The sequence below is a fragment of the Bradyrhizobium sp. UFLA05-112 genome, assembly GCF_053572325.1.
In genome coordinates this window covers 21,185-46,259 of sequence record NZ_JBANBK010000027.1, presented here as the reverse complement: position 1 = coordinate 46,259, position 25,075 = coordinate 21,185, and the positions used below count along the sequence as shown (strand labels likewise).

General features: G+C 63.8%; 22 protein-coding genes. 8 read left to right on the top strand and 14 right to left on the bottom strand.

The features are described 5' to 3' along the window. Nucleotides 1-59: 59 nt before the first annotated feature. Nucleotides 60-842 carry an enoyl-CoA hydratase/isomerase family protein gene (locus SO180_RS17765; RefSeq protein WP_449380131.1) on the bottom strand — a complete coding sequence of 261 codons (783 nt, stop codon included), beginning with the start codon at nt 840-842 and terminating at the stop codon, nt 60-62. A 138-nt stretch (nt 843-980) separates the two neighbouring features. Further along, nucleotides 981-3,071 (bottom strand): molybdopterin-dependent oxidoreductase, encoded by a 2,091-nt coding sequence (locus tag SO180_RS17760; RefSeq protein WP_449380130.1) that lies wholly within the window; start codon nt 3,069-3,071, stop codon nt 981-983. Between the two features lie 234 nt (nt 3,072-3,305). Between SO180_RS17760 and SO180_RS17755 the strand changes: the two genes are divergently transcribed. Genes SO180_RS17755 through SO180_RS17740 form a run of 4 tightly spaced genes read left to right on the top strand, consistent with a single transcriptional unit; the run spans nt 3,306 to nt 7,592 of the window. After that, on the top strand, nt 3,306-4,277 hold the full coding sequence (locus SO180_RS17755) for a tripartite tricarboxylate transporter substrate binding protein (RefSeq protein ID WP_449380129.1): 972 nt from the start codon (nt 3,306-3,308) through the stop codon (nt 4,275-4,277). Between the two features lie 14 nt (nt 4,278-4,291). Beyond that, entirely contained in the window at nt 4,292-4,762 is a 471-nt protein-coding gene (locus SO180_RS17750; RefSeq protein ID WP_449380128.1) for a (2Fe-2S)-binding protein, read from the top strand. Further along, nucleotides 4,759-6,891 (top strand): xanthine dehydrogenase family protein molybdopterin-binding subunit, encoded by a 2,133-nt coding sequence (locus SO180_RS17745; protein ID WP_449380127.1) that lies wholly within the window; start codon nt 4,759-4,761, stop codon nt 6,889-6,891. The genes SO180_RS17750 and SO180_RS17745 overlap by 4 nt, the downstream gene beginning before the upstream one ends. After that, on the top strand, nt 6,888-7,592 hold the full coding sequence (locus tag SO180_RS17740) for a molybdate ABC transporter substrate-binding protein (protein WP_449380126.1): 705 nt from the start codon (nt 6,888-6,890) through the stop codon (nt 7,590-7,592). The genes SO180_RS17745 and SO180_RS17740 overlap by 4 nt, the downstream gene beginning before the upstream one ends. Before the next feature lie 114 nt (nt 7,593-7,706). On the opposite strand, the gene SO180_RS17735 is transcribed toward SO180_RS17740, so the two are convergent. The 4 genes from SO180_RS17735 to SO180_RS17720 form a co-directional block, all read right to left on the bottom strand. Continuing rightward, nucleotides 7,707-8,513 (bottom strand): SDR family NAD(P)-dependent oxidoreductase, encoded by an 807-nt coding sequence (locus tag SO180_RS17735; RefSeq protein WP_449380125.1) that lies wholly within the window; start codon nt 8,511-8,513, stop codon nt 7,707-7,709. 22 nt (nt 8,514-8,535) lie between these two features. Further along, on the bottom strand, nt 8,536-9,828 hold the full coding sequence (locus SO180_RS17730; protein ID WP_449380124.1) for a TRAP transporter large permease: 1,293 nt from the start codon (nt 9,826-9,828) through the stop codon (nt 8,536-8,538). Continuing rightward, nucleotides 9,819-10,367 carry a TRAP transporter small permease gene (locus tag SO180_RS17725; RefSeq protein ID WP_449380123.1) on the bottom strand — a complete coding sequence of 183 codons (549 nt, stop codon included), beginning with the start codon at nt 10,365-10,367 and terminating at the stop codon, nt 9,819-9,821. Before SO180_RS17725 ends, SO180_RS17730 begins: the two co-directional genes overlap by 10 nt. Before the next feature lie 65 nt (nt 10,368-10,432). Beyond that, entirely contained in the window at nt 10,433-11,404 is a 972-nt protein-coding gene (locus SO180_RS17720) for a TRAP transporter substrate-binding protein (protein ID WP_449380122.1), read from the bottom strand. Nucleotides 11,405-12,027: 623 nt separating this feature from the next. Here SO180_RS17720 and SO180_RS17715 point away from each other — a divergent pair. Beyond that, the gene (locus SO180_RS17715) at nt 12,028-12,804 is read left to right on the top strand and encodes a cyclase family protein (protein ID WP_449380121.1); all 777 of its coding nucleotides are present in this window, start codon (nt 12,028-12,030) and stop codon (nt 12,802-12,804) included. A gap of 12 nt (nt 12,805-12,816) precedes the next feature. On the opposite strand, the gene SO180_RS17710 is transcribed toward SO180_RS17715, so the two are convergent. The 3 genes from SO180_RS17710 to SO180_RS17700 all read right to left on the bottom strand — a co-directional run bounded on the left by SO180_RS17710 (nt 12,817) and on the right by SO180_RS17700 (nt 14,790). After that, nucleotides 12,817-13,545, bottom strand: coding sequence for a Crp/Fnr family transcriptional regulator (locus SO180_RS17710; protein WP_449380120.1), 729 nt, complete (start codon nt 13,543-13,545; stop codon nt 12,817-12,819). A gap of 290 nt (nt 13,546-13,835) precedes the next feature. Next, nucleotides 13,836-14,045 (bottom strand): hypothetical protein, encoded by a 210-nt coding sequence (locus tag SO180_RS17705; RefSeq protein ID WP_449380119.1) that lies wholly within the window; start codon nt 14,043-14,045, stop codon nt 13,836-13,838. Nucleotides 14,046-14,076: 31 nt separating this feature from the next. Then, on the bottom strand, nt 14,077-14,790 hold the full coding sequence (locus SO180_RS17700) for a helix-turn-helix domain-containing protein (RefSeq protein WP_449380118.1): 714 nt from the start codon (nt 14,788-14,790) through the stop codon (nt 14,077-14,079). Between the two features lie 158 nt (nt 14,791-14,948). Between SO180_RS17700 and SO180_RS17695 the strand changes: the two genes are divergently transcribed. Then, entirely contained in the window at nt 14,949-15,266 is a 318-nt protein-coding gene (locus SO180_RS17695; protein WP_449380171.1) for a c-type cytochrome, read from the top strand. A 6-nt stretch (nt 15,267-15,272) separates the two neighbouring features. Here the strand turns inward: SO180_RS17695 and SO180_RS17690 are convergent, their stop codons facing one another. The 5 genes from SO180_RS17690 to SO180_RS17670 all read right to left on the bottom strand — a co-directional run bounded on the left by SO180_RS17690 (nt 15,273) and on the right by SO180_RS17670 (nt 22,262). Continuing rightward, entirely contained in the window at nt 15,273-16,376 is a 1,104-nt protein-coding gene (locus SO180_RS17690) for an ABC-type transport auxiliary lipoprotein family protein (RefSeq protein WP_449380117.1), read from the bottom strand. A gap of 3 nt (nt 16,377-16,379) precedes the next feature. Further along, nucleotides 16,380-17,159: an ABC transporter ATP-binding protein gene (locus SO180_RS17685; RefSeq protein ID WP_449380116.1), complete on the bottom strand. Its 780-nt coding sequence runs from the start codon at nt 17,157-17,159 to the stop codon at nt 16,380-16,382. A gap of 2 nt (nt 17,160-17,161) precedes the next feature. After that, nucleotides 17,162-18,298 (bottom strand): ABC transporter permease, encoded by a 1,137-nt coding sequence (locus SO180_RS17680; protein ID WP_449380115.1) that lies wholly within the window; start codon nt 18,296-18,298, stop codon nt 17,162-17,164. A 360-nt stretch (nt 18,299-18,658) separates the two neighbouring features. Further along, a complete protein-coding gene (locus SO180_RS17675) occupies nt 18,659-21,352 on the bottom strand; it encodes a bifunctional acetate--CoA ligase family protein/GNAT family N-acetyltransferase (protein ID WP_449380114.1) in 2,694 nt (897 codons plus the stop codon). Between the two features lie 67 nt (nt 21,353-21,419). Continuing rightward, on the bottom strand, nt 21,420-22,262 hold the full coding sequence (locus SO180_RS17670) for a universal stress protein (protein WP_449380113.1): 843 nt from the start codon (nt 22,260-22,262) through the stop codon (nt 21,420-21,422). A 273-nt stretch (nt 22,263-22,535) separates the two neighbouring features. Here SO180_RS17670 and SO180_RS17665 point away from each other — a divergent pair, with 273 nt between their 5' ends. Both SO180_RS17665 and SO180_RS17660 read left to right on the top strand, forming a co-directional pair. Continuing rightward, a complete protein-coding gene (locus tag SO180_RS17665) occupies nt 22,536-23,519 on the top strand; it encodes a zinc-dependent alcohol dehydrogenase family protein (protein WP_449380112.1) in 984 nt (327 codons plus the stop codon). A gap of 12 nt (nt 23,520-23,531) precedes the next feature. Next, complete coding sequence (locus SO180_RS17660; protein WP_449380111.1) at nt 23,532-25,073, top strand: bifunctional aminoglycoside phosphotransferase/ATP-binding protein; 1,542 nt, start codon at nt 23,532-23,534, stop codon at nt 25,071-25,073. The last annotated feature ends 2 nt before the right edge of the window (nt 25,074-25,075 follow it).

Here is a 25,075-nt window from a genome sequence, read left to right as displayed (position 1 = left end):
AGCATCTTGGGCTATTGGGGCCTCCAAGACTCGAACCTAGGCCAGCCGATTTAAGATAGTTATTTCCCTGTCCAGGATGGCTTGCGTTTTTCGCTGAACGCTTTCAGGCCTTCCTTGGCGTCCTCGGTCATCGCGAGCAGCGCGATCTGGCTCTCGGTATAGGCGATGCTCTCATCGAACGACATCGAGGCGATGGCGCGCATGGCGTATTTGCCGCGGCGGATCGCGGTCGGTGACTTGTCGACGATACGGCTGATCAGCCAGTCGATCTTGGCGTCGAGCTCGGCCGCGGGAACGACATAGTTCAGCAGGCCCGCCGCTTGCGCAGCCCTGGCATCGAACGGCTCGCCCGTCAGCGCCCATTCGTTGACGAGCCGCGGTGGCGCGATGTTCTGCAACAGGCTGAGCACCTGCATCGGGAACACGCCCACCTTGACCTCGGGCAGGCCGAAGATGACGTGGTCGGCGGCGACCGCCATGTCGGTCATGCACAACAGGCCCATGCCGCCGGCCATGCAGACGCCACTGACGCGCGCGATCGCAGGCTTCGTCGCGTCCTGCGACAGCCGCAACAGATCGGCGTAGTCGACGTTGGGCCTGGAAAAGTCCATCGCGAAGGCGGCACCGGAATTCTGCAAGTCGGCGCCGGCACAAAACGCCTTGTCGCCCGAGCCCGTCAGCACGATGACACGGACGTCCTTGTCGTCATGCGCATCGCGATAGCCCTTGGCTATGCCGGCGATCACGTCGCCGTTGAGCGCATTGCGCTTTTCCGGACGGTTGATGGTGATCCAGAACGCCTGCCCGCGTTTCTCGGTGATGACGCTGCTCGTATCGGTCATGGCGCGCTCGCTTGTTTGGACTTGCTTGCAAGCCATTTGCGGCAGGTCGGACGGCAGGCGCAAGCGCAATCTACCGACATGTCGCTGCTTAGCGCCTCGACACAACTTTGCACCGCGATGGTGGCAGAAACTCGCGCCTCAGGCGGGCACGGCCTTCTTCAGCCAGACCTTGTTGTCGTGGAACGGCGCGCCACCGATCGGCGCGATCGTGTCCGCACCGGTCAGAACGTTGATGCCGCGGCCGCCGACGTGGTTTTTGTTCGGATGGACGGACTCCGCGATCAGCACGCCGCGCTGCACACCGGCGAACAGCGTCGCAATGAGCGTCGTCTCGCCGCGGGTGTTGCCGAGCGTCACGGCATCGCCCTCTGCAATGTCGAGCGCGGCAGCATCCTGGGGATGGACCATCACGCTCGGCTTGCCCTCGCGGGCCTGCGAGGACGGCGTCTCGTTGAAGGTCGTGTTGAGAAAGCTGCGCGAGGGGCTCGTCGCAAGACGGAACGGATGGTTCTGATCGGCCTCTTCGATCACGGCCCAATGATCCGGCAGCGGCGGCATCTTGTCGAAATCGCCCATCATCAGACCGAACGGCGGATGCGCCCAGTCGGCCTTGAAGTGGAATTTCTTGTCGGCGTGCGCAAAACCATCAAGAAAGTGCGAGGTGCGGAAATCCGGCTGGAGATCGCGCCAGATATCCGCCTCGAGCGCCTTGATATCGCCGTGGCCGCTCAACTTCAGCGTCGCGTCGATCAGTTCGCGCGGCGACATCTCGAAACCCTGGTGGTTGGCGCCAAGACGTGGCGCCAGCGCCTGCAACACCTCGTGGTTGGACCGGCACTCGCCGGGCGGGTCGATCAGCTTGGGACCGACCGAGATATGCTGGTGGCCGCCGCCGTAATAGAGGTCGTCGTGCTCCATGAACATGGTCGCCGGCAGCACGATGTCGGCCATCTGCGCCGTCTCGGTCATGAACTGCTCGTGTACCGCCACGAACAGATCCTCACGTGCAAAACCCTGGGCTACCCGCACCTGCTCCGGCGCGACCGTCACCGGGTTGGTGTTCTGGATCAACATCGCCTTGACCGGACCCTTGCCGTGCAGGGCCTCGGCATCACCGGTCAGGATGCGGCCGATCTGGGACTGGTCGAGCGCGCGTGTCGAGGGATCGATCGCCTCGTGGCCTTCGATGATGGATTCGTCGAAGTGCCACAGCGCGTAATTGTTGAAGAAGGCGCCACCGCCTTCATACTGCCAGGCGCCGGTCACCGCGGGGATGCAGGCCGCGGCATGCATCTGGGCCGCGCCGTTGCGGCTACGGCTGAAGCCATAGCCGAGGCGGAAGAACGTCCGCTTGGTCTCACCGACCGCCTTCGCAAAGGCCTCGATCTCGGCGACCGGAACGCCGCAGATTGCGGACGCCCACTCCGGCGTGCGCGTCTTCAGATGCGCTTCGAGCTCACCGGGACAATCGGTATACTTGTCCATATAGGCGCGGTCGGCATAGCCATCTCGGAACAAGACATGCATCACGCCGCAGGCGAACGCGCCATCGGTGCCGGGACGCAGGATGATCTTGATGTCAGCCTGCTTGACCGTGTCGTTGTTGTAGATATCGACGGCGGCGATCTTCGCGCCACGCTCCTTGCGGGCACGGGAGGCGTGCGTCATCACATTGACCTGGGTGTTGACGGGGTTGGTGCCCCAAATCACCACGAGGTCGGAGACACCCATCTCGCGCGGATCGACGCCGGCGATCTTGCCGGCGCCCACCGCAAAGCCGACGCGCGCAACGTTGGCGCAGATCGTCGAATAGAAGCGCGAGTATTTCTTCACATGCGTGAGGCGGTTGAGACCGTCGCGCATCACCAGCCCCATGGTGCCGGCGTAGTAATAGGGCCAGACCGCCTCGGCGCCGAATTCGCGCTCGACCGCGTTGAAGCGATGCCCGATCTCGTCCAGCGCCTCGCCCCAGGAGATCCGTGCAAACTGGCCCGAGCCCTTCGGCCCGGTGCGGCGCATCGGATACATCAGCCGCTCGCGGTGATGGATGCGCTCGGCATAACGCGCGACCTTGGCGCAGACGACGCCCGCCGTATAGGTCTGCTGTTTCGAGCCGCGGACGCGACCGATGCTCCGGCCCCCGATGACCTCGACGTCGAGCGCGCAGGCCGACGGGCAGTCGTGCGGACAGGTGGAGTGTCGGATCGCGATCTTGGCGTGCTGGTTCATGGGCAACTTCGTAACATCAAACTACCGGCCAGCCGAGCGCATTTATCCGGGATTGCCCATGCAAATAGCAGGGGCCGACCCGGCCTGTTCCGGGGCCGGGGCCGCGGCCACACCGGAAACCGCGCAATATTCCCGGCCAGGATTCCCGGCCAAGTCGACTTTGTGAGGCGTCGACATGCGGCTTGGCCTGTCGCTACAGTGCGCGCCAACAAGAACGACGTCAGGGAGGCGGGCATGACGAGCCCAAGATTGGTGCTGGCATTGGCCGGGCTGCTCGCCCTGTTCTCTGCGCCCCGCGGTTTCGCGCAGGACTATCCGGCACATGCGGTCCGGATCATCGTCCCCTTCGGCGCCGGAGGCCCCGCGGATGTTGCAGCGCGGCTTATCGGGAACGTGCTGCAGGAACGTTTTGGCCAGCCCTTCGTGATCGAGAACCGGACGGGCGCCGGCGGCGTCATCGGCACATCGGAGGTCGCGAAATCGCCGGCCGACGGCTACACGCTCTTGATGATGTCCAACACCCAGACCGCGAACGAATCGCTGCTGACGCCTGCGCAGCGCAAATACGATCTGATGCGCGACCTCGTGCCGATCGCGCCGGTTAACTATTCCGATCTCGTCATCGTCGTTCATCCGAAGGTCGAGGCGAAGTCGCTCCAGGAATTCATTGCGCTCGCAAAATCGCAGCCGGGCAAGCTGAACTACGCGTCATCGGGCCAGGGCACGCCCTATCACATGGCCGGAGAGTTGTTCAAAGCAATGGCAGGGATCGACGTCGTGCACGTCCCTTATCGCAACAGCGGCGAGGCGCGCAGCGGCGTGATCGGCGGACAGGTGCAGATGATGATCGACGCTGTCCCCGCGATGGCGCCCAACGTGACCGAGAACCAGGTGCGTGCGCTCGCGACCACCGGCAAGCAGCGCTCCGCAGTGCTGCCGAACGTTCCGACCGCCGGCGAAGCCGGCGTGCCCGGCTATGAGGCAACCATCTGGCTCGGCCTGATGGCACCGGCGGGTACGCCGAAACCGGTCATCGACAAGCTCAACACCGCTGTAACTGCACTGGTGAAGCGGCCCGATATCGTCAAGCTATGGACCGAACAGGGAGCGATACCGATGGCGATGACGCCGGACGAATTCGAAAAGTTCCTGCGCGGCGACATCGTGAAATGGGCAGACGTCGTCAAGAAGTTCGACAAGTCCTGAGGTCGTCGCCGGTCATGCCAACGATTCGATTTCGTCTGAACGGCTCCGACACCGCGATCGACGCCGACTCGGATCAGATGCTGCTCGTAGTGCTACGCGGCAAGCTTGGCCTCATGGGCAGCCATTTCGGCTGCGGCGCCAATGAATGCGGCGCGTGCTACGTGATGGTCGATGGCCACGCGCTCGCCTCCTGCGACATGCCGCTGTGGTCGGTGGCCGGCAAGGAGGTCACGACCGTGGAAGGTCTCGGCACGCCCGAGCACCCGCACCCGCTACAGCGCGCCTTCGTCGCCGAACAGGCGATGCAATGCGGCTATTGCGTGTCGGGTATTTTGATCAGCGCGGCAGCCCTCTTGAAACGCAATACGACGCCGACGGAAACGGAGATCCGTGAAGCGCTCGATCGCAACCTCTGCCGCTGCGGCTCGCAGAACCGCATGGTGCGGGCGGTGCTGCGCGCAGCATCGGAAATGGCCCCGCCATGAGCACGCCGCCCCATGCACCGCAATTGCCGCCCAGCCTGGCGGCCAATCCAAGCCTGTCGTCATGGGTGAAATTCACGCCCGACGGGCGCGTTGCGATCTCCCCGGGCAAGGTCGAGATCGGCCAGGGCATCGTCACGGCGCTGGCGCAGATCGCAGCCGACGAGCTCGATGTCGATATCGGCCGGATCGCGATGATCCGCGCCTCGACGGGCGCGAGCCCGAACGAAGGAGTGACCTCGGGCAGCCTCTCGATCCAGCAATCGGGCCGCGCGCTTCGCCAGGTCTGCGCCGAGGTGCGCCGATTGTTCCTCGCAGCGGCGTCGGAGCGGCTCGGCGTCGACGCGTCGACGCTCGACATCGACGATGGCACGATGTCCGGACCGGGCAATGTCCGGACCAGCTATTGGGAGCTCGCCGGCGAGGTCTCGCTCGATCGCAACGCGACGGCGGAAGGGATCGCGAAGCTGACCGCTGCGCGCCGCGTTGCCGGACAGTCCGTTCAACGGATCGACATCCCCGACAAGGTGTTCGCGCGGCCGCGCTTCATTCACGACACGCCGCTGGCGAACATGCTGCATGGTCGTGTGCTTCGAGCGGAGGTGTCGGGCGGAAAGCTCGTCACGCTCGACGAAGCGGCAGCGCGCGCGGTTACCGGGTTCATTGCCATCGTACGAGACGGCAGCTTTGTGGGCGTCGTCAGCGAGACCGAGGACGGCGCCGAGACCGCGTCGAGAGCGTTGCGGAAGGGCGCGTCCTGGTCGGCGGGAGAGCTGCTGCCGGACGAGAACGACCTGGCTGGGTTCCTGAAGAGCCAGCCGGTCGAGACGAGGATCATCGACAGCAAAACCGCAGCCGCGCCGAAGCAGGTCGCGCGCACGATCCACCGGCAATACACGCGTCCCTATATCGCGCACGCCTCGATCGCTCCGTCCTGCGCGATGGCGCAATGGGAGGGAAATCGCGTCCACGTCTGGACGCACAGCCAGGGCGTCTACATGCTGCGTGCCGACCTTGCGATCGTGCTGAAGCTGCCGGCCGAGAGCATCACCGTCGAACACATGGAGGGTGCCGGCTGCTACGGCCACAATGCGGCCGATGACGTTGCGCTCGACGCGGTGCTGCTGGCACGAGCAGCCGGCGGACGTCCGGTGCGGGTGCAATGGTCGCGGCACGATGAGATGTCGCATGCGCCGTTCGGTGCGGCGATGGCGATCGAGATCGAGGCGGATCTCGACGCGCATAGCGAGATCGTCGGCTGGCGGCACGCGATCTGGAGCAACGGCCATACCGCGCGGCCGGGACGCGCGGCGCAGCCTGCCTTGCTCGCGGCAACCGAGCTCGCAACGCCCTATCCGCGCCTGATCTCGTCGGATCCTCCGGCGGCCAATGGCGGAGGCAGCGACCGCAATTCCGTTCCGCTCTATGACCTGCCCGCTTGGACGATCGAAAGCCATCGCCTCCTCACCATGCCCGTCCGCACCTCGGCGCTACGGACGCTCGGTGCCCAGGGCAATGTGTTCGCGATCGAGTCCATGCTCGACGAGATCGCGGCCATCAGCGGTGACGACCCGGTTGAGTTCAGGCTGCGCCATCTGCGCGACGAGCGGGCAAAGGATGTGATCCGCGCCGTCGCAAAGCGAGCGAGCTGGAAGCCGGAGAAGCAGGCCGGGACCGGCTATGGCATCGGCTTCGCGCGCTACAAAAACACCGGTGCCTATTGCGCGGCGATTGCCGAAATCGCGGGCGAGGACGACATACGTGTCAAGCGGTTGACGCTTGCGGTCGATGTCGGCGAGGCCATCAATCCGGATGGTGTGATCAACCAGATCGAGGGTGGCGCGATCCAGGCCACGAGCTGGGTCTTGAAGGAGCGCGTCCGCTTCGACCGCACGCACATCGCCTCCACGTCCTGGACGGATTATCCGATCCTGACCTTCAGCGAGGTGCCCGCCGTTGACGTCGAGGTCATCCAGCGGCCGGAGGTCGCGCCGGTCGGCGCCGGCGAAGCCGCGCATGGTCCGGTGACGGCCGCGATTGCGAATGCGGTGTTCGATTGCCTCGGCGTCCGCGTGCGCGACTTGCCGATCACGCGCGACAGGCTGATCGCAGCAATGGAGCTTGTATCGTGACGGCGATCCATATTTTGAGCGGCGGCGCGGCGCAGGGCCTGGTCGCCCGGCTTGCCGAGAACCTCAAAGCGCGTACAGGCTGTGGGATCGAAGGTCAGTTCGGCGCGGTCGGTCTGATGGCCGACAGATTGCGCGGAGGCGCGCCGGCCGACATCGTCATCCTGACGCGCACGCTCGTGACCAGGCTTGCCGACGAAAAGCTTGTCGATCCGACTTCAATCGCCGATGTCGGCGTCGTCGAGACCGCGCTCGCCGTCCGCGCCAACGACCCGGAGGTCACCGTCAAGACCGAGGCCGACCTGCGGGACGCGCTGCGCGCGGCCGATGCAATCTTTGTCCCCGACACCAAGGTCTCAACAGCCGGAATTCACGTCGCCATGGTGATGGAGCGGCTCGGCATCGCCGGCGAGGTCGCGTCACGCCTCAGAATCTTTCCGAACGGCGCGACCGCGATGCGGCAGCTCGCGGCATCCGATGCCAAACGGCCGATCGGATGCACGCAGGCGACCGAAATCATCGCGACTGAAGGGACTGTGCTGTCCGGCTCGCTCCCGCCGGGGCACGAACTCGCGACGATGTATACGGCGGGTGTCACGACGCGCGCGGCACATGTCGCCGCGGCGCGCGTGCTGATCGAACTGCTAACCGACGGAGATCAGAGAGAGCTGCGCCGGCGTGTGGGCTTTGCGGCTAAGTCCTGATGAGATCAAGTTCCGTCGATCGCCTGGAAGTCCACCTCTCCCTTCGGGAGAGGTGATCCGAGTCCTCGGCTCACTCTGAATAAAGCCATTCCGCTTTAGATAAAGGCGCTCGCGCTATTTGCTGAGCTGCGTGAGACCGGTCGGCGGACCGTCGACGGCCGTCCAGCCGCCATCGACGAACAACGTGCTGCCGCTGACATAGCTTGCGGCATCCGAGGCGAGATAGGCCACGGCAGTCGCGACCTCGTCGGCGCTGCTCCAGCGGTTGAAGACGGTATGCCGGGCATAGAGATCGTAGATGTCGGGACGCTGCTTGAACGGGCCGGTCAGCGCGGTCTCGGCGATGCTCGGCGCAATCGCGTTGACGCGAACGCCGGCATGCCCGACCTCGGAGGCAAAGCCCTTCACCAGGAGACCGATCGCCGCCTTGGTCGATCCGTAGATGCCAAGACCGGGCTCGATGGTGACAGCACGCACCGAGGAACAGGCGATGATGCTGCCGCCCTTCTGCTCGACCATGATACGGCCGAAGGCCTGGAAGAACCAGACGGTGCCCTTGACGTTCAGGTTGAGGACGCGGTCGAGATCCTCCTCGGTATAATCGAGAATGGTCTTGCGGATGTTCAACCCCGGCGTCGTCACCGCGATGTCGAGCCGCGGGAATTTCTGCATCACGGTCGCGGCCAGCGCATTGACATCGGCGGCGCTCGCAGTATCGCACGCAGCCGCCTCAGCCCAGCCGCCCTTGTCGCGAATGCCGGCGGCGGTCGCTTCCGCTGCGTCCAGCGCACGATCGGCGCAGACGATGCGGGCACCGAGCCCGGCCAACGCCTCGGCCGACGACTTGCCGATGCCCGATCCGGCACCCAGCACCACCGCGGTCTTGCCGGTGAGATCGAACAGCTTGCGATAGTCCGTCACGGATAGCCTCTCCCTGTTGCGGCTACCCCTTGTACCCCATCAGCAGACGCGGCAGCCAGAGCGAGAAAGCAGGGACGTAGGTCACGAACATGAGCGCTGCGATCAGCGCGGCGTAGAACGGCAGGATGGTGCGCATCACCGCGCCCACCGAGATGCCACCGATGGCACAGCCCACGAACTGCGTCGTTCCGACCGGCGGGGTGTTCAGCCCCAGGGCGCAGTTGATCAACATCAGCATGCCGAACTGCACGGGATCCATGCCCGCCTTCATCGCTATCGGGAGGAAGATCGGGGTGCAGATCAGGATGGTCGCCGCCATGTCCATGAAGGTGCCGAGCAAAAACAGGATGACGTTGATGAGCAGGAAGATCATCCAGGGTTCCGAGGACACCTTATTCATCATGTCGCCGGCGAGGTCGGCTACCTCGTAGAGTCCCATCAGATACTGGAACATGGTGGAGACGCCGATCAGCAGCAGCACTACGCCCGTCGTCTTCACCGCCTTGGCCGCGGCCCGCAGGAAGTTCTGCAAGGTCATCGTGCGGTAAATGAAGAACGTCAGCAGGATCGTGTAGGTGACTGCGACGGCTGCAGATTCGGTTGCAGTAAAGACGCCGGACAGGATGCCCGCCAGGATGATGCCGACGATCAGAAGGCCGGGCAGCGCGGCCGCGAGCGAGCGGAACACCTCGGCCCAACCCGGGAACTTGCCGGCCGGGTAGCCTCGCTTCACCGCGACCGCGTAAGCGGCGACCAGCATGCACGCCATCAGCACGAGCGCTGGCAGGATGCCGGCGGCGATCAGCGCGCCGATCGATACCTTGCCGCCGGCGGCCAGGGCATAGATGATCATGTTGTGGCTGGTCGGCATCAGCGCTCCGACCAGCGAGGCGTGGGTGGTGACGTTGACGGCGTAGTCGGTGTCGAAACCTTCCTTTTTCATCATCGGGATCATCACCGCGCCCATCGCCGACACGTCGGCCACGGGCGAGCCGGATACGCCGCCGAACAGCGTGCAGGCGACCACGTTCGACATGCCGAGCCCGCCGCGGATGTGTCCGACGAGATTCTTGGCAAGCTGCACGATCTTGTCGGCGACGCCGCCATGCAGCATCAGCTCACCGCTGAAGACGAAGAACGGTATGGCGAGGAAGGAGAAGATGTTCATCCCCGACATCATCTGCTGGAAGATGACGGCAACCGGCAGGCCTTCGTAGAGGATGGTGCAAATGGCCGAGAGGCCGATCGCAAACGCGACCGGGACGCCGAGGACGAGGAAGCCGAAGAAGGTGGCGCCGAGAATGATCAATTCCATGAGGGGACGACCTCTTCGCCGCGCAGGAGAGCAATGATGTGCTCGATTGAAAAGGAGACGATCAGGACGCCGGAGGCGATCAGCGGTACGTAGCGGACGACCTCAGGAAGGCCGAGATTGGGGATCTTCACGGTGCCGACCGACGCCCCGAGGATCCAGCCGTTGTAGACCATCGCAATGCCGAACAAGGCCACCAGAACGTGGATCACCAGCTCGATCTTCTCTCGCAAATGATCCGGAAGCATCACCAGCAGACTGTCCATGCCGATGTGTCCGGCATCGCGCACGCCGACGGCGGCACCGATCAGCGTGACATAGAGGATGAGAACCAGCGCAAGGTTCTCCGTCCAGGTCGGGCTGGAATTGAGCACGTAACGTCCGAACACCTGGTAGAAAACGATGGTGACGATGACCAGCAGGCCGCTCACGGATAGATACATACCGATACGAGCGATGACGGCATTGATCCGCGACAGCAAGCCGGTCGACGGACGTGCCGCCGCTTCCGGCTCGTGGCTTGCGACGTGTGGGTCTGTCATTCCCGCGCCTCCTTGCGAGGGTCCGGCGTCGCCGCTCGGCGACGCCGGAAGCCGACGCGTTCTTCCTACTTCGTGTCCTGGATACGCTTGACGAGGCTCTTCAGCTTTTCGTCACCGGCGAACTTGTCGTACACCGGCTTCATCGCATCGACGAACTCCTGCTTGTTGGCGATCGTGACGACCTGAACGCCGGCCGCTTCGACGGTCTTGCGGGAGGCCTGCTCGCGCTCGTCCCAGAGCTTGCGCATCACGGGCACCGAGTTCTTGGCCGCCTTGCGGATCATCGCCTGATCCTCCTTGCTCAGCGTGTCCCAGACCTTCTTAGACATCACCAAAACTTCGGGCGCCAAGGAGTGTTCGGTGACATTGTAGAACTTGGCTGCCTCGAAATGCCGCGACGATTCGTAAGAGGGCCAGTTGTTCTCGGCGGCGTCAACCAGACCGGTCTTGAGCGCGGTATAGACCTCGCCATACGGCATCGGCGTCGGGTTGGCCCCGAGGCTCTGGATCATGCCGACCCAAAGGTCGGATTGCTGGACGCGGATCTTCAGGCCCTTGACGTCCGCGAGCGACTTGATCGGCGCCTTGACGGTGTAGATGGAGCGCGCGCCGCTGTCGTAATAGGCAAGGCCGATGAGACCCGCGGGCTCCATCGCGGCCAGGATTTCATCGCCGATCGGCCCGTCGAGAACGTTGCGCATGTGCTGCGTGTCCCGGAAGACGAATGGCAGACACAACGCGATGGTTTCCGGCACGAAGTTGTTCAACGGCGATGCGTTGATCCGCATCATGTCGAGCGCGCCGATCTTGAGCTGCTCGATGGTGTCCTTCTCAGAGCCCAGGGCTCCATTTGGAAACACCTTCACGCCGAGCTTCCCACCGCTCGCCGTTGCGAGCTCCTTGCCCATTGACCTGACGGCTTCGACGGTCGGATAATCGGCGGGGTGTACGTCGGCGGAGCGGAAATCGCGTGCGGTCGCCAGGGGCGCTGTGACCGCCAGCGCAACGGCCGTGATGATGCCGGTTAGTGTCTTCATCTGGTCTTTCCTCCTCAATTGATTATGTCGTCGTTGCGCAGGTGCTGCGGGCCGCCTTAAGGCGCTCCTCTTCAGGTGCGAAGTCAAGCGTCACAAGCGCACCACCTTGGTAGCATTGTGTGCGAGGGATTCGGGCGGATTCGGCTGCTTCATCATCGCGGCCGCGAAGTCCTCGGCGTCGCGAAGGTCGCCGTTCATGACCTCCCCGCCGTGGTGCTGCGGCGGGATCGAAGGCCCCGGCCGGCGCAGCGCGTGGTAACGATGCTCAATGTACCCATGGATGTTCCTCTCGTCTTATGCTCGACCGCTATTGGTTGCGGCTTAGAGGTTCGGTCGAGACGGTCGTCCCGTCCCTGAGCGGACGCGCTGCATCAGCGCGAAGTCGCCCTTGTCGTCCCTAGGGCGGGCGGCATTCCCTGTCCAAGCCAAATACGGCATCGATCAATGCAAGAGTTGCATCGATGCACCTGGCCGCGACTCGCCTTCGGCGGGCTGGCTTGATGTCGCCGGCGCGTCCCCTGACCTCGCCAGCGCGTCACTTGACGTCGCCGGCGCGTCACTTGACGTGGCCAATGGAGGCCCCCCAAGATGCCCGACACACCGGACCGTCTTGAGGGAATGCCATGCCGCGGAAGCTGATCGACATCTCGGTGCCGTTGCAGAATGACGTGCCGGCCGACCCGCCCGGCAACCATCCGACGATCCAGTACATCGATCATCAGCAGGGGCTGCCGCGCATGCTGCAGTTCTTCGACGGGCTGAAGGCCGAGGATCTGCCCGATGGTCAAGGCTGGGCGGTGGAGCAGGTATCGCTATCGACTCACAATGGCACGCATCTCGATGCGCCCTGGCATTTCCATCCCACCATGAACCGCGGCGAGCGCGCCTGGACGATCGACGAGGTGCCGCTCGAGTGGTGCCTGCAGCCCGGCGTCAAGCTCGACTTCCGCCATCTGCCAGACGGCCATGTGGCGACCGCCGACGACGTGGAGAAGGAGCTCGCGCGTATCGGGCACACGCTATCGCCGCTCGAGATCGTCGTCGTCAACACCAGCGCCGGCGCGAAATTCGGGCGCGCCGACTACGTCAATTCAGGCTGCGGCATGGGCTATGAGGCCACGATGTATCTGCTCGAGCGCGGCGTGCGGCTGACCGGCACCGACGGCTGGAGCTGGGACGCGCCGTTCGTCCATACCGCGAAGAGATATGCTGAGACGAAGGATGCGAAGCTGATCTGGGAAGGTCACAAGGCGGGGCGTCACATCGGCTACTGCCATCTCGAGAAGCTGCACAATCTGGAGAAGCTGCCGTCGACGGGCTTCACCGTCTCCTGCTTCCCCGTGAAGATCGAACGGGCTTCGGCGGGCTGGACGCGAGCCGTCGCTATCATCGACGGATGACACCGAACGTTGTCACCCGCCTTCGAGACCGCTTTCGGCAAGCTCGCGCAACGCGTCGATGTCGAGCACGACGATGGCGCCATGCTCGAGGCGGACCCAGCTCCGCGCGGCCCAGGCGCGTAACTGCTTGTTGATGCTCTCGCGGGTCATGCCGACCATCTCGCTGATCTCCTGCTGGGTGATCGCGAGGGTTCCGCTGCCGGAATCGAGCTTGCGCTCCTCGGTCAGGCCGAGCAGCGCACTGGCGAGCCGTCCCGGCAGGTTCTGCAAGATCACCTGCTCGACCTGCTGGCTGGTCCAGCGTAGCCGGCCGCAGAGCAGCTCGATGAACTTCATCGCCAATTCAGGCTGGCTCTTCACGAAAGGAAGGAAATCCCGACGATCGATGATGTAGAGCTCGCAATTGGTGTTGGCGGTGGCGTCTGCCGACCGTGGCGCACCATCGAGCACCGCGATCTCACCAAAAATTTCTCCTGGACCGATCAAATTGAGGATGGCGTTTCGGCCATCGGGCGAAGAGGAGGAAATTTTTACAGTTCCGGTGATGACCGCAAAAAGGTTGTTGCCGGGATCGCCCTTCGCGGCGATCGTCGCGCCGCGCTTGACGGTGGTGTGCTTGGCATAGCGGCAGAGCTGGTCGAGCGCCTCCGGCTCCAGATCAGCGAAGATCGGATGCTTGCGCAGCACCGAAAGCTTGTTGCCCGACGACTGTCGGGGATCGCTGGTCTTGTCCTGAGGCACGCCGTCGGACTCCTAAGACTGCGAGGTACTGGGGTTCCTGCGTAGTCAACGTTACCGGGCTTTTCAACCGGAAACCACACATATGCACTTTAGGGCAAGTGCCGGGAAAGGGAGCGTTCCCGCCGCCCCAAGGTGCGCATCCACAGGCTGCATCAAAGGGATGCGCGCGATGCTGAGTTGCGAATTAACCATAAGCGCGGCGATGCACGGCCTTTGCCTCGCAGGGCCAAGATGGACCTTCCACCAACTCCATCTCAGGTCACGCCAATGAGGCTATGACCTCAGCCGCCTCAATGTTTGAAGGCTGTTTCGTTCGACTTGAGCTGGTTAGGCCTCGTTTGGCGGTCCGCCCATGCCAACACCGCCGCGAAGGCGACGAAGACGGTCACAACGGCAATGGTCATCAACAGCGCATCGATCGGCATGGTGCTGCCCCCCTGAGCTTTCATCAACCTGGGCAGTATGCGCGGCCGCCGATCGTCGTCCTTGATCGCGATCAAAAATCAGCGATCACCATGGTAAAGAGGTCTCTCAGGCAGCCGCCAGTGCTTCGGCGCGCGCCGGATCAAGCAGGCTGATACCGCCATGGAGGATCTGGATCACGCCGACACGCTCGAGCTTGGTGAAGGTGCGGCTGACCGTTTCGATGGTCAGTCCAAGATAGTCGGCGATATCCTGGCGGCTCATCGGCAGGGGCACCGTGCCTGACGGCCCGTTGAGCAGTGTCAGGCGCTCGCGCCAGCCGAGGAGAAAGGTAGCGACCTTCTCCTCCGCCGAACGGCGTCCCAGCAAGACCATGTGGTCGCGAGCCTGGCTCAACTCGCGCACGGCGAGTTCGTTGATACGGCGCAGGAGATGCGGCCTGTCCTCGATGAAACGGCCGAACGCGGCCTTGGCAAACTGGCAGACCGTCACGGGGCCGATTGCGTCCGCAGAGAAGTTGTGGCGACCGGAGACATTCATCCCCAGGAAGTCGCCGGGCAGCGCGAAGCCGACGATTTGCCGCCGCCCATCCGGCAACAGCTTGTAGAGCCTCATCACACCTTCGAGAAGGTTGTAAAAGGATGTCGTGATGTCTTCCTCGGAAAATACCGTCTCGCCGGCGATAAAATGCACACGGCGCCCCAGATGCTCGAACTCCCTGAGTTCAGCCGCATCGAGCGAAGCGCACATGCTGAAATCACGTATCGAGCACTCCCTGCAGAAGTGCCTGTTGGGTTCGATTGCAACCAGGGAAGACTTCATTCATCGCTCCAGCCAGGCGCACCCGCCTCCGGCCTTAAGCCGAGTCTGCCGCGCTTCGGCATTTTACTGCCTTGTCACAGATGCAGTTGACCCAGATCAATTTTGCGATGCGCCGCCTCCGTATTCTCTGTGCCGGCCCCTTCGAGACCAATCCCTTCATGCTGCAATTCACGCTTCGTCAGATCCTGATCGCGCTTCTCCTGGCAACACCGGCCCTCGCCGCCTCCAAGGCCGAGCAACGCGGCAAGGCCTACGCGCGCGCCAATTGCGCGCGCTGCCATGCCATCGACCGCAGGTTGGAAAGCCCGCTGAAGATCGCTCCGGCATTCCGGACGTTGCATCAACGCTACCCGATCGAGACGCTCGGCGAAGCGCTCGCGGAGGGCATCTATACCGGCCATCCGGACATGCCCGCCTTCGAGCTCAATCCGGACCAGATCCACGATCTCCTGTCTTATCTGAAGACGCTGGAATAGCGCTGGCTAGACCGACTGCACGGTCCAGCCGATCAGTTCCTTTGCAATCTGCGCAAACGCAGCGTTGAAAGCCTCGACTGCGGCGGCCGGCTCGATCTTGTCGAGCTTTTCGCTGGCCTCCAGAAGACGCGAGGCGATCACCTTGCCGTTCTTGTCGACGATCCTCGCCGACAGGCCAATCTCGGCAACCGGATCACCGTCGGTCGAGATCCGGAAGCGCCTGATGTCGATCAGGAGCTGATGGTCCGCCTGACCGATGTCGCTCGTCCGCAACGGCGCATGCGCCATGTCATAGTTCTCGAAACTGTCGATCAGCCTCGCCTGCAGAAGCTTGGGAATGCTGTCGGCCCACAGGAACTCGGCGAAGCCGGGATAGTCGCCGGTCGGCGAGAACAGCATCCGCTGTGTCTGCAACATCGCGACCGCGGTCGGCTCGGGGATCGCCAGTGCCTCCGTCAGGGTCTTGCCGACAGGACCGATATTTTGCGGGGCACGGAGATCATAGGTGATCTTCTGGGCTGGAGCACCACCGCCCGTCATCTTCTCCAATCCGGCGACAATGCCGTCGAGTTTGCCGGTGTTGCGCGCAAGCCCTTCCGAGAAGGTCTTGAAATTGGCGATCGTGTCCTTGAGCGGCCCGGAGTTCTCTTCGAGCACCGAATCCACGCGGCGCAGAGCATCGCGCGCCGCCTGAGTCATGCTCTGTCCGGCGCCGGCATCTGCGATCAGCACCGGCATCTCGCCCGGCTTTGCGACGATCATCCCGCCCTCGAGCGCCACCACCGGCACGCCGGTCAGGCCCTGGAAATCCAGGCCTACCCTGGTGTCGGCACGCACTGGCGTGGCGGAGGCCACCGAGATCGTCGCATTGACGAAGCGCGGATTGTCCGGAGCAAGCGCAAGCGCGGCGACCTCACCGACGCGGATGCCGTTGAACAGCACGCCCGCGCCGACCAGAAGTCCGGGCACGGGGCCCTGGAACTGCACGTGGTAGCTCGTCCGCGGCCCAATACCGCCGGTGTTGTTCAGCCAGTAGATGAAGCCGAAGACAGCAAGAATCGCAGCCATCACGAAGGCGCCGATCAGAACGTAGGGTGCGCGGGTTTCCATGTCTCATCTCATCTGAGGTTGCAGCATCTGGGAGCGCTTGCCGTGGAAATAGGCTCGCACCCAGGGATGCTCGGATTGAAGCAGCTCGCGCATCGGCCCGATGGCCACGATCTTTCCGTCCGCAAGTGCAGCGACGCGATCGCATACGGTCGTAAGGCTGGCCAGATCATGGGTGACCATGAACACGGTGAGCCCCAACGTCCTCTGCAAGGTCTTGATCAGCGCATCGAAATCGCCGGCGGCGATCGGATCGAGGCCTGAGGTCGGCTCGTCCAGGAACAGGATCGGCGGGTCGAGTGCCAGCGCGCGTGCCAGCGCGACGCGCTTGGTCATGCCGCCGGATAGTTCTGCCGGATATTTGTCGCCGTCCTGCGGCCGCAACCCCACCATCTCGAGCTTTGCAGTCGCGATCTCGTCCATCAACTCCTGCGACAGGACGAGATTTTCGCGGAGCGGAAACTGGATGTTCTGCCGCACCGTCAGCGATGAGAACAGCGCACCCTGCTGAAACAAGATGCCCCATCGGCTCGCGACGCTCTGGGTGCTGCGGTCGTGCGTCGCGCCGATCGGCTGGCCCATCACGTCGATCTCACCGCTTCGGCGTGGGATCAGGCCGATGATGGTGCGCATGAGAACCGATTTGCCGCCACCGGACGCGCCGACCAGCCCGAGGATCTCGCCACGGCGGACATCGAGCGACAAATGATCGAGCACGGTCTGGTGGCCGAAGCCGACTACGAGATCGCGGACGCGGATCGCAAATGCCTGTAACGTATCCGCCATCGTTACATTCCGATCGAGGCAAAGAAGATCGCAAACAGGCCGTCCAGCACGATGACGAGGAAGATCGACTTCACCACCGATGTCGTCGTCTGCTTGCCCAGCGATTCCGCGCTGCCCTTCACCCGCAGCCCCTCGCTGCAGGCGACGATGCCGATCACCAGCGCCATGAACGGCGCCTTGAGGATGCCGACCTCGAAATGGGTGACCGAGATCGCCTCGTGCAGCCGCGCGAGATAGATAGCCGGCCCCATGTCACCGTAAAATTGGGCGACCAGGCCGCCGCCATAGAGAGCGGCAATCGATCCGATGAAGGCTAGGATCGGCAGGGCGATGACGAGCGCCATCACGCGCGGCAGGATCAGCACGTCGACCGGATCGAGCCCCATGGTCGCGAGCGCATCGATCTCCTCCCGCATCTTCATCGAGCCGAGCTCGGCGGTATAGGCACTGCCCGACCGCCCGGCGACCATGATGGCGACGATCAAAACGCCGAGCTCGCGCAGCACCAGAATGCCGACCATGTCCACCGTATATGACTCGGCGCCGAACCTGCGGAAATGGAAAAAGCCCTGCTGCGCGATGATCGCGCCGATCAGGAAAGTGATGAGCATGATGATCGGGATCGCCTGCCAGCCGATGCGGTAGAGCTGATAGACCAGCGACGTCAGCCGCAACGACCGCGGCCGCCGCACGACGCCGATCAAGGCCATGAACAGCGCGCCCAACATTTGCAGGAAGATCGCGATGTCTTCCCGCGCGCCGACCGTGGCTTTGCCGAGCTCGTTCAGCCGCAGCAAGGCCGGGTTGGGTATCGGCAGGGACGTCGGGTTGTGCCGATTGACCTGACGAACCTCGTCCATGAGCCCGCTATAATTGTCGGCAACGCCGACGATCTCGGCGGTGCTGCCCGTCGACGGGCCCCGGCGGGACAGCTTCTCGAGCAACCATGCGCCGAGCGTATCGAGCTCGCTCACCTCGCTCATGTCCAGCTTCACGGCCCTCGACCGGTCGACATCGGCCTTCACCGAGCGCGACAGCGATTCGAGCTTCGAGACATTGGCTGCGATCCACGGCCCGGCTGGGCGCAGTTCGAGCACGTCACCGGACGGCATCGCCGCCAACAAAGGTTCAGCGTTCAAGATCACACCTCCTCGGGACGACCGGTCCCAAGCTAGCATGCGTCGTTTCTAGGCCGGCGCATGGCAGCCCGATTGACCTGCCTCAAGCCGGCCACACGTCTCCATGCTTGACGCAAATGATAGTTGCCGCGAAACACGTGCCCTCCTCTCTCGCTTGCGGGCAATGTAACAAGAGCCCGTCATGCCCGGACTTGTCCCGGGCATCCACGTTCTTTGGGCTGCAAAGTAAGGCGTGGATGGCCGGGACAAGCCCGGCCATGACAATGTGGAAACTTCAGCGCCCCAAGCGCTTACGTCATATGCGATTACGCTGCCTGCCAGCGAGAGACGTTGAGCGAGCTTCCGCGGCCACGTTACGCTTCAGAGCTTCAGCCGTACGTCGCAGATATCAGGCTCGACCGGGTCCGGCTTCACTTCGAAGCCGAGCTGGCGGCACATGTCGAGCATCACGATGTTCTCCTGCAGCACATCGCCCGATATGACCTTCAGTCCTTCCGATCTCGCATATTCGATGATCAGGTGCATCAGGGCCCATCCGAGTCCCCTGCCCTTCAGATCGGACCGCAACAGAATAGCGTATTCGCCGGTCTCGTAGATCGAGTCAGAATGGATGCGGACCGCGCCAACCATGTCGCCGGTCGCCTCGTCGAAAGCGATGAAGGCCATGGCGCGGGCATAGTCGAGTTGCGTCAGACGCGCGATGAACTGGTGGGTGAACTCCTTCATCTGCGCGAAGAAGCGCAGGCGAAGGTCGTGCGGCGTCACGTGCCGCAGGAATTCGTGAATGGTCGGCTCGTCCTCGGGACGCATCGGCCGCACGAAGATGCGCCAGCCCTCCTTGAGCTCGAGGTGACGCTCCCATTGCGACGGATAGGCGCGAACGGCAAAATTGGCCGGCCCTGAGCCTGCGAACTTTCGCTGCGGCGCCCCGACCGCGACGCGCGCATCGACCGCCGTCACCCCGGTCTCGTCGGCAAGCAGCGGATTGATGTCCAACTCCCGGATCTCGGGAATGTCAGCGGACATCTGGGCGAGCTTGACCAGCACCATGGCGACGGCGTCCTGCTTGACCGCCGGCACGTCGCGATAGGCGCGCAGCAGGCGCGAGACGCGGGTGAGCTCGATCAGGTCGCGCGCAAGCTGCAGATCGAGCGGCGGCAGCGCCAGCGCCTTGTCGTTGATGATCTCGACCGCGGTGCCGCCCCGCCCGAAGACGACGACCATGCCGAAGGTCGGGTCGTCGGCAAGGCCGAGGATGAGCTCGCGCGCCTTCGCCTTCACGACCATGGCCTGCACGATGACGCCGGAAATGCGCGCCTCGGGCCGCAGCTTCCTCGCCCGGGCCAGAATGTCGGTAGCGGCAGCACGCACGGCGTCGGGTGTGGTCAAGTTGAGGACGACCCCACCAACATCGGACTTATGCACGATGTCGCGCGACAGGATCTTGAGTACGACGGTGGCGCCCTGCGCGAACATCTCCCTGGAATGAGCGACCGCCTGCTCGACATCGGCAGCCGCGTAGGTCGGCACCATGGCAATATCGTAGGCCTCGAGCACCCGCTTGATCTCGACCGGCTCGAGCCATTTACGGCCATCCGCGATGGCGGCCCTCACGATTTGTCTTGCGGCTTCGACGTCGGGCGCAAATGAGTCAGGCATCGCGGGCGGCACCTGCGTGATCTCCTCGACCAGCTCGCGATGCCGCACCAGGTGCATGAACCCGCGCACAGCATCGTCCTCTGTCGGGTAGTTGGGGATGCCGGCGCTTGAGAGCGTCTCCACGATTGTCTGTTCGGCCCCGACCCAGGCGGCGAGCACGGGCTTGGCCCAGCTACGATGCTGCTCGCGGTATTTCCTGACGAGTTCAGTCACGGTTGTCGCGATATCGGACGCGGACGCGATCGCGGTCTGGACGTTGAGCACCAGCACGGCGTCGTTGCCGGGATCGGCGAGCAGTACTTCGAGCGCAGCCGCGTAGCGCGAGGCGTCCGCATCGCCGACGATATCGACGGGATTTGCGCCCGACCAGGTCGAAGGCAGTATCGCGTCTAGGTTTTGCCGCATCTCCGGCGTCATGGGCGCGGGAATGCCGCCGAGCTCGACGAGACGATCGACCGCGAGAACACCGATACCGCCGCCATTGGTGAGAATGGCAAGCCGCTTTCCGCTCGGCGATTCGACGCGCCCGAGCGTCTCCGCACAGTCGAACAGCTCGCGCAGGTCGGACACGCGCAGGATGCCGGCACGGCGGAATGCTGCGTCGTAAACGGCATCGGCGCCGGCGAGAGCTCCAGTGTGCGTCGCGGCCGCGCGCGCGCCTTGCGCCAGGCGGCCGGACTTCACGACGACCACCGGCTTGACCCGCGCCGCGGCGCGCGCCGCCGACATGAATTTCCGTGCGTCCTTGATCGCCTCGATATAAAGCAGGATCGCGCGCGTCTTGTGGTCGAGCGCGAAGTAGTCGAGGAGATCGGCGATATCCACGTCGAGCTGGTCGCCGATCGAGACGATTCCGGAGAAGCCGACGCCGCGCTGTGCCGCCCAATCCACCATGCCGGCAGCGATCGCGCCCGACTGCGAGATCAGAGCCAGGCTGCCTGCGCCGGGCATGTGAGCTGAGAAGCTCGCATTCAGGCTCGCGCCGGGCATCATGATCCCGAGGCAATTGGGACCGATCAATCGCATGCCGTATCTTTGCGCTGCGACGAGTGCCGCTTCTTCGAGAGATCCGGGACCATGCCCGAGCCCCGCGGTCACGATCAGCGCGCCCGCCGAGCCACGGCGGCCGGCCTGCTCGATGATGCCGGGCACCTCGCCCGCCGGCGCGGTGATGGCAACGAGTTCCGGCACGAATGGCAGCCTGTCGAGACTGTCGACGGCCGGAACGCCGGCGATCTCGGCATAGCGCGAGTTCACCAGCCCCAACTCGCCCTTGAAGCTCGCCTTGCGGATGTTTTCCAGGACCGCACGACCGACCGACACGTGCCGTGGGCTGGCCCCGACGAGTGCCACCGATCGGGGCGACAGCAAATTCTTCAGACGATAGGTCGACATGTCGCAATCATTCACTCGGCGCCGGGCGACGTGTTTGGAACCCGGCCATGACAGATGGCTGAAGCATCTAATGCGACATCATAACCCAACAGGGTGGCTCACCGATGACGGTCTTGGTCACGCCGCCCCAGACGATCTCGTTCAGGCGGGAATGGTGGTAGGCTCCCATGACGATCGCATCGATGGCATGCTCCTTTGCCCAGCTTCCGAGCACCTTGCCGATCGAGCTGCCGTCGATCTTCACGGTTTCAAAGGACGCGGGGACTCCGTGCTCCCTGAGGTGGTCGACGAGGCCGGTCCCGGATTTCATGATGTCGTCGGCCGCGTCGTCCGTCACCGTGATGATCCGAACCGAGGCCGCCGCCTGGAGGATCGGCAGGGCATCGCCGACGGCTCGTGCCGCAGGCGCGGAACGGTCCCACGCGATGATGACGTTCTCGAATTCAACCCGCAGCTTGTCGGCATGCGCTTCGGGACAGAGCAAAAGCGGTCGGCCGGATTCGAAAATCAATTGCTCGATGAGGTGTTCCGACCGGCTGTCGTTGGCCTTGACCGGGACCAGCGTGAGATCGCTGTAGCGCGCGCGCTCCGCCACCGCCGCCGCAATCGCCTCCGCTTCCACTTTGTGCAACTGGCCGTCAGCCCGAATGTTCAAGCGGGATGCCGCGATCCTGAATGCATTCAACAGATCCTGCACCCCCGTCACACTGCGCAGGGCATGAGCCTCCGCCGCATTGTCCAGATCCGATGAGATCACGACTTTCGGCCGGACGAGAACATCCTCCTCCACCGCGAACGCGGTGATCTTCGCACCGAGATCGGCGGCTGCCGCCACACATGTCTCGATCGCGGCCAGTGCCGACGTGCTCGGCTCACCAACAAGCGGCAACAAGACGTCCTTGATGGGCATCGGGATTCTCCTCTGTCGGTCAAAATAGACCGCCTCCCCGCCCGGCCCTTGATCCTTATCAAGGCCAAGGGGAGCCGCCGGCCGGCAAGTCGCCGATTTGATGGACGTCAAGGACTTGCCGCGTTCGCACGCTAAAGCGCGATAAGATTGGGGAATCGTCATCGCGCTTTAGGTGGTTGTTTGAGCATGATCTTTTCGGAAAAACCGCTCCACACTTTTCCGGATCATGCTCTAGGATTGACATGATACCTGCGATGGGTTCGGGAGAGACTGATGCGTGCGATGGTGTTGCCCGGCCCGCGAGCGCGGCTGCGGATGGATGAGCGGCCGGACCCGATCCCTGGCGACGGCCAGATCCGGGTGAAGGTCAGTGCCTGCGGCGTCTGCCGTACTGACCTTCATGTGGTTGACGGCGAGCTGCCTGACATCCGCTATCCGATCGTCCCCGGTCATGAGATCGTCGGCCGCGTCGATCTCGTCGGGCCTGACGTGACCACGCATCGGCTAGGGGATCGCGTCGGCATCCCCTGGCTCGGCTACACCTGCGGCACCTGCCGGTTCTGCCGCGAGGGCATGGAAAATCTCTGCGATCATCCATTGTTCACCGGCTGCACCCGCGACGGCGGCTATGCGACGGATGCCATTGCCGATGCGCGCTACGCATTTCCGCTTGGCGAGGATGGCGACGACGTCGCGATCGCGCCGCTGCTATGCGCGGGCCTGATCGGCTGGCGTTCGCTGGTGATGGCAGGATATGCGGAAAGGCTCGGGATCTATGGCTTCGGAGCCGCGGGCCACATCGTCGCCCAGGTCGCGGTTTGGCAGGGGCGATCAGTCTACGCCTTTACGCGCCGCGACGACATCGCGGCGCAGGATTTTGCGCGCAATCTCGGTGCCGTCTGGGCTGGCGCTTCGGACGAACTGCCCGATGCGCCGCTCGACGCCGCGATCATCTACGCGCCTGCCGGCGAGCTCGTGCCGGCCGCCTTGCGCGCGGTCCGCAAAGGCGGCCGCGTGGTCTGCGCCGGCATTCACATGAGCGACATTCCGAGCTTTCCCTACAGCCTGCTGTGGGAGGAACGGCAACTGCTTTCCGTCGCCAACCTGACCCGTCACGATGGGTTGGATTTTCTGAAAATTGCGCTGCAGGCCGGCGTCCGGACCGAAACCACCGTTTTTGCACTGAGCGAGGCCAACGAAGTTCTGGGCAGGTTGCGGGGCGGGCAGATTTTGGGAGCGGCCGTGCTGCGGCCTTGACGATATCGGCACATGACGACCTCTCACCCGGACACTTCGACCCAGGAACGGATCTTCGCATTCCTGACCGATCCGACCACGCAGCCCGGCGTCACGCGGATCGATACGCATGCGGCCTCGGTTTTTCTCGACGGCAACCGCGCATTGAAGATCAAGCGGGCCGTCCGCTTTCCCTTCCTTGACTATTCGACGCTGGAGAAGAGGAAGGCGGCCTGCGAGGAGGAAATCAGGATCAACCAGCCCTTGGCGCCGCAAATCTACCGGGGCGTGGTGGCGATCACGGAGGATGATGACGGCTCGCTGAGAATTGGAGGAGATGGTCGGGCGATCGAGTTCGCCGTGGACATGATCCGCTTCGATGAGAACCGGACGCTGGATCACCTGGCACAAGCGGGCCCGCTGGGTGCGCATCTCGCCACAGGAATCGCGGATGCGATCGCGGCCTCGCATGCGATCGCAGCACGCGTCGAGGCACCTCGCTGGATTGCAACGATCCCGGCGCTCATCGACGGAAATGGCGCGGGTCTGCGACGGGGCAGCCATGTCGCGACGACCGAGATCGACGAGTTGGCACGGGCTTCACATGACGCATTCCTACGCGTCCGCGACCTGCTCGGAGATCGCGGACGTCGGGGCTTCGTGCGACGCTGCCACGGGGATCTGCATCTTGGAAACATCGTGCTGATCGACAATCAACCGGTTCTGTTCGACGCCATCGAGTTCGATCCGGAGATGGCTTCGATCGACGTACTCTATGATCTCGGATTCACGCTGATGGACCTGCTGCACTACGAGCAGCAATCGGCCGCAAATGCGATCCTCAATCGCTATCTCGTCACGGCTGAGGCCGAAAACCACGACGCGATCGGCGCGCTTCCGCTGTTCATGTCCATCCGCGCAGCGATCCGCGCCCAGGTGCTGCTCGCGAAGCTGGCGAGGCCTCACGCCGATGAGAGCGGGATCATCGAGGATGCGCGCCGTTATTTTCGGCTGGCCCAGGCGCTGATCAACCCGCCGGCTCCCCGCTTGATCGCAGTCGGCGGCCTTTCGGGGACCGGAAAATCGCTGCTCGCGCGCATGCTCGCACCCCTCGTCCCGCCACAGCCGGGCGCCGTCGTGCTGCGCAGCGACGTCGTTCGAAAACGGCTGTTTCAGATCCAGGAAACGGACCGGCTGCCGCAATCCGCCTATCAGCCCGACGTCACCGCGCGGGTCTATGATGTCCTGACTGAGCGCGCGCGGCACGTTCTGGCGCAGGGACATTCCGTCATCGTCGATGCGGTCTTTGCGCAGCAGTCTGAGCGGAACGGGATGGCCGCGCTGGCGCGGGCGTGCAACGTCCCTCTGAGCGGGCTCTTTCTGATTGCGGACCTGGCGACGCGCCAGGCGCGTATCGACAGCCGGCGGGACGACGCGTCAGATGCAACGCGAGAGGTTGCCGAGCTTCAGGAGCGCTATAAGATCGGCGATCTGGACTGGAGGATCGTTGACGCCTCAGGAACACCAGAGCAAACGCGCGACCGTTGCCGGACGGGGATGGCGGGGGACAGGTAACC